This window comes from Xanthovirga aplysinae (assembly GCF_009711365.1).
Lineage (GTDB): Bacteria > Bacteroidota > Bacteroidia > Cytophagales > Cyclobacteriaceae > Xanthovirga > Xanthovirga aplysinae.
The window spans coordinates 1-1,273 of record NZ_SMMB01000367.1; the positions used below are offsets into that span (position 1 = coordinate 1).

The following is a 1,273-nucleotide window of genomic DNA, read 5'->3' on the forward strand; positions in this document are numbered from 1 at the left end:
ATTTTTCGTTAATAAAACAGGAAAACTTTTTCGAGGATGAAGGTCGGGGGTTCTTTTGATGAATTTAAAGATTTATTGGATGCTTTGGTTGATATTTTGCCACTTCCATTTTTCTTTAGAAATGAGCATTTACTTTATAAGCGAATTAGCAAGAAGTATTTAGATCTTCTTGGGAAAACCCGAAAAGAAGTAATTGGTAAATCTATTTTTGAAATTTGGGGCCAAGAGGAGGCTGAATTTTTATACAAATCTGATTTGGATCTTAAAAGTCGAAAAGATGAATTTCATTCATTTCCTTTAGAGATTACAGATCCACAGGGAATAAAACATAATTTAAGAATTTTAAAGAGGGCCATTTTTGATAAGGAGGGTAAGTTTAGGGGGATTTTGGGTTTGGTGGATGATATTTCAGATCAAACTCAAATACAAAAAAAATTAGCACAATTAAATAAAGATAAAGATACCTTACTGTCTATTATCTCTCATGACCTTAGGGGGCCCTTGGCCAATATGATTAGTCTGTTAAAAATACAGGAAGAATTTCTAAATAATCCTAAGGGAAGTGAAGCTGAAAAGATACATCATCTCCTTAAAGAGAATGCAAAAGTTTCCTTTGATTTGCTGGATAAATTGTTAATGTGGGCGAGAAATCAATCAGACCAGCTTTTATTCCATCCTGAAGAATTCGACCTTTATGAGGTTACTTGCCAATCATTTGATTTATACATGGAAATGGCTAAAAGTAAAGGGATCACACTTACTAATAAAATTCCTAAGGATTGCCACATTTATGCAGATAAGAATATGATTTTAACTGTCATAAGGAATTTACTGTCCAATGCTATAAAATACACTCATTCAGGAGGGACTATAAGGGTAAACGCCAAGGAAGGTAACCCTTTTGTGGTGATTTCTTTCAAAGATAGTGGGGTGGGAATGAGTAAAGAGCAGCTAGACAAAGTTTTTTCAATCGATAAAAAAGTCTCTACTCCTGGCACCTCTAAAGAAAAAGGTACAGGTCTCGGGTTGATCTTATGCAAAAACTTTATTGAAAGGAATAATGGCCGCATTGAAATTAAAAGTACTTCTGGAAAAGGTACAGATGTTATATTTACTTTAGTGAAATCAAGCCAACAGAATCGTACCACCTTCGCTGCTTAGCGTTAAGTGGTTTAATTAAAGATTTTTCCTTCTTAGTACCTTCATAAAAATATGCTGAATTAGAACCAACTTATCGACCAAAGGAGAAACAGTACTTCAATTGATCTGTTTA

The 1,273-nt window shown here is 33.7% G+C and carries 1 protein-coding gene; it reads left to right on the forward strand.

What is annotated here, in order from left to right; genetic code table 11:
- Nucleotides 1-36 precede the first annotated feature (36 nt).
- Nucleotides 37-1,161, forward strand: coding sequence for a PAS domain-containing sensor histidine kinase (locus E1171_RS01200; RefSeq protein ID WP_155203278.1), 1,125 nt, complete (start codon nucleotides 37-39; stop codon nucleotides 1,159-1,161).
- Nucleotides 1,162-1,273: the final 112 nt, after the last annotated feature.

Bases quoted from the DNA above. Each gene is read 5' to 3' on its own strand.
- E1171_RS01200 (WP_155203278.1), top strand. From the start codon at position 37: ATGAAGGTCGGGGGTTCTTTTGATGAATTTAAAGATTTATTGGATGCT.